Below are 2,958 nucleotides of genomic sequence, written 5' to 3'. Positions count from 1 at the left end.
GCGACACGACAGGTCACCACTCCCACAGAGTCACCAGCCTATGCCTGACCAGCGGAAACGCAGTCCTCAAGCTCGGAAAGACAACAGCGTCTAAGGCGGGTGGCATTTGCTCTTGGTCCGGCACCCCACCCGATCCGGCGACCGATCAGTCTCGGTTACACACGGCACCGCCGGTCCGAGTCATGCCCAGATTTTGTGTTCGTCGGTGAAGTAAGGCCACGGCTGCCAACCTGCAACGCCCATCTGAAGGAGACGTTCTACTCCTCGTGCCCACGTGCCAAGATCGGTGAGTTCCAGCAGTAGCCGCTCGACTTCCGCATGGGCCATCACGACGCGGCGGCCGTGTCCGTAGATTGCCACGATGGGCCGGAGGGGCGCCATGTCGGCGCCTTCGGCCAGGACCCACTCGGCATTCAGGCCGGCTTTATGCAGTTCCTCGACGAAGTTGTGGGAAGACATCGTCACGGTGAACACCAGTACGTCGGCGATCAGGCCGGCGCACTCCGCGGGCTGCAAGGGATAGATGCCCCATGGCGGGGCCAACGTGTTGCGGGCGGTGTTGTCACCGCTGCCGAAGCAGATTTGCTGTCCGGTCAGCCGGGTGCGGCGCAGCAATGCCGTGTACGCGGCGTGGAACTGCCGCGTGGCTTCCTGTAGGCCCCAGCGGTTGCCAGCCGCCGGGATGTCGAGCGCGAGTAGTGCGCGTTGCCCAGGCACGCGCATCGTCTTCAGTCCCTCTCGGTGGGCGTAGGCGAAGGCGTCGCGGAGGGCCGATAGATGGCTGGCGTACGGCACGCCGGTTTCGATGAGACGGGCTTTGTCGGGTCCGGGCAGCGGCCCGTTCACGTCCAGTGCCTCCGCCGCCATGCGGGTCCGCGTGAGCTGGGCGCCTTCACGCCGTTTCGGGTTTGTCTTGAGCTCATGCAGGTAGATGGTTTGCAGGTTGTTCTCGTCGGGGGTGTCGAAGACAGTCGCGTCGCCGATGCGCAGTCAGTTCGTCAGGTCATGCAACATCGCGAGGCGCCGGTGCTCGCTCCACTGGTCCTGGATGAACTGGACCTCGTGGACGGTGCCTTCCTTGGCGAGGGTCATCGGACCGGGCGCTTCGTTCCGTCGCAGGGTGAGGATGTAGCGGCGGTCGTAGCCAAATGCCCGCCACGCCATGGCATCCCCCACGGAACGCAGTTGTCGGCCTATGCGCTCAAGGACATCCGACTCCAGCCGCCAGTCGTCCACGTCATGGCGGTCGCCCGCTACCAGCTCGGGCGCGTCCGGGGGAGTTTCTCTCCCCGCTTGAGCCGCTTGATCACCCGATTTCGCGCGGCACGGGCATGGCTCGCTTCGAGCATGGCCTTCAGGAGCTCGTGCTGAAAGGCCACGAAGTCCTCGGGACAGTGGCACTCCCGCAGATCGCGGATGAACCCGATCAGCCGCTCGGCGTTCTCCCGGTGGAAGGGATGCTTGATCAGCGCATCCAGCCGGTCAGGCGGCATATCGGTCAACTTCGCAGGCACCAGACTATTGTCCCGGTTACATCCCTAATCCAACCAGCGGTTTTGGCCGACTGTGCCCACCCGAACCAAGGCGCTTGCCCCTGAGTCGTGTTCGAGCCGGTCACCGGGTGAGCCCGGACCGCTACGACGCCGGCCAATCGGACAGGTCCAGGCACCGGCCCGGGTGGACGGCTCCGAACGACATGTCAGACGACCTTCGCCGTGGACACCGGCCGACGACCAGCGCGAGTAGCTCACCCCACGCTCACACCAGACCCGTGATCAGCAATTTCGCGATGCTCACCACTCACTGGGTTCGTAACTGCAGTCGTCGTGCGTGCGACGGACGAAGACGTACGCCCTGGCTACGCACTGTCGCCGAGGCGTGCCTACGGCTGCTGGTCGGTACCTTTTGAGGTGGCCGGCGTAGGAGTGTTCGTCGGTCGAGGTGCGGTCATGTCGAGCAGGAGCAGGGCGTCGTTGTCGGCGGCCAGAGCCGGGTGCAGGGCGGCGGTGAGGACGAAGCAGCCGAGGTGGCTGGTGGCGACCTGCGTCTATCGGCGCTGGTTGGCGTCCTGCTTGGGCCGGTCAGGGGCACGATGTCGAAGGCGGTCAGACCCCGCGCTGAACGCCGCGCGACGGGCGATCTCCATCTGATGGCTCCAGCTCTCGGCTCGGGAACCGTCTCTGCTTACTGCCCGGGGTTGGCCGCTGTTCCGTTTTTGGGTGCCGCATCGAACAGTGCTGCAGCTGCTGTGCGTGCGGTCGTCGCCGCTGAGGGGTCCCGGTCCATGCGGGCCGATACTCCGGCGCCGTCGTACAGGAGGTGCAGTTGGCGAGCCAGTTCTTCGGGGTCGGTGGCGCCGGCCTCCCGGGCCAGGTCTGTGAAGAGCGCCCTTACCCAGAGCCGGTACCGGTCCGTGGCGTCTTCGACGGGGCTGCCCGGTAGTGCTTCTGCGCTGGCCGTCATGTGTGCGCAGCCGTTGAAGTCGGGTTCGGTGAACAGCTGGCCCTGTGCGTCGAAGACGCCCAGCAGTCGCTCGCGGGGTGTGCGGAACCGGGTCAGGGCGCGTTCGACTTGCTCGCGGGTGTCGGCGTGGCGCGCGTCGAGATATGCCTCGACCAGTTGTTCTTTGCTGCCGAAGAGGTTGTAGAGCGATGCCTTGGCAACGCCTGCCTTCTGCACGATGCGCTCGATGCCGACGCTCTGTACGCCTTCCTGGTAGAACAGCTCGTCGGCGGCGGCCAGCAGACGCTCACGTACGGACGGTTTCGAGGCGTTGACCTTGCTGGGCATAACGCTTTCCTTCTTTCAGACTAGTGGTTCAGTTTACAGCTCCGCTCGGGGCTTCTTTGGCTGCTGTGCATGACGAACAAGGGTAGACAGACCTGTCTTCCCGACCCGATGCCCGGAGGCGGGGACCCCGCAGAGGGTAACGCCGCGGGGGGGGGGGGGGGGGCGGCG

General features: G+C 65.5%; 4 protein-coding genes. All 4 read right to left on the bottom strand.

Annotated elements, in window-relative coordinates:
- Window positions 1-180: 180 nt before the first annotated feature.
- The 4 genes from ABT137_RS50885 to ABT137_RS50870 all read right to left on the bottom strand — a co-directional run bounded on the left by ABT137_RS50885 (window position 181) and on the right by ABT137_RS50870 (window position 2,790).
- Entirely contained in the window at window positions 181-867 is a 687-nt protein-coding gene (locus tag ABT137_RS50885; RefSeq protein ID WP_351720874.1) for a hypothetical protein, read from the bottom strand.
- A 123-nt stretch (window positions 868-990) separates the two neighbouring features.
- On the bottom strand, window positions 991-1,236 hold the full coding sequence (locus ABT137_RS50880; RefSeq protein WP_351720871.1) for a hypothetical protein: 246 nt from the start codon (window positions 1,234-1,236) through the stop codon (window positions 991-993).
- A gap of 17 nt (window positions 1,237-1,253) precedes the next feature.
- Window positions 1,254-1,514 carry a hypothetical protein gene (locus ABT137_RS50875; RefSeq protein ID WP_351720870.1) on the bottom strand — a complete coding sequence of 87 codons (261 nt, stop codon included), beginning with the start codon at window positions 1,512-1,514 and terminating at the stop codon, window positions 1,254-1,256.
- Window positions 1,515-2,184: 670 nt separating this feature from the next.
- Window positions 2,185-2,790: a TetR/AcrR family transcriptional regulator gene (locus ABT137_RS50870; protein WP_351720867.1), complete on the bottom strand. Its 606-nt coding sequence runs from the start codon at window positions 2,788-2,790 to the stop codon at window positions 2,185-2,187.
- Window positions 2,791-2,958: the final 168 nt, after the last annotated feature.

The sequence above is a fragment of the Streptomyces sp. NPDC001980 genome (assembly GCF_040296885.1).
In the GTDB taxonomy this organism is placed as follows: Bacteria; Actinomycetota; Actinomycetes; order Streptomycetales; family Streptomycetaceae; genus Streptomyces.
The sequence above is the reverse complement of the archived record's forward strand: the minus strand, read 5'-3'. Positions and strand labels throughout refer to the sequence as shown.

What these genes read in the sequence shown, in the direction of transcription:
- ABT137_RS50885 (WP_351720874.1), bottom strand. Translation starts at nt 867, where the DNA reads ATGGCGGCGGAGGCACTGGACGTGAACGGGCCGCTGCCCGGACCCGAC.
- ABT137_RS50870 (WP_351720867.1), bottom strand. Translation starts at nt 2,790, where the DNA reads ATGCCCAGCAAGGTCAACGCCTCGAAACCGTCCGTACGTGAGCGTCTG.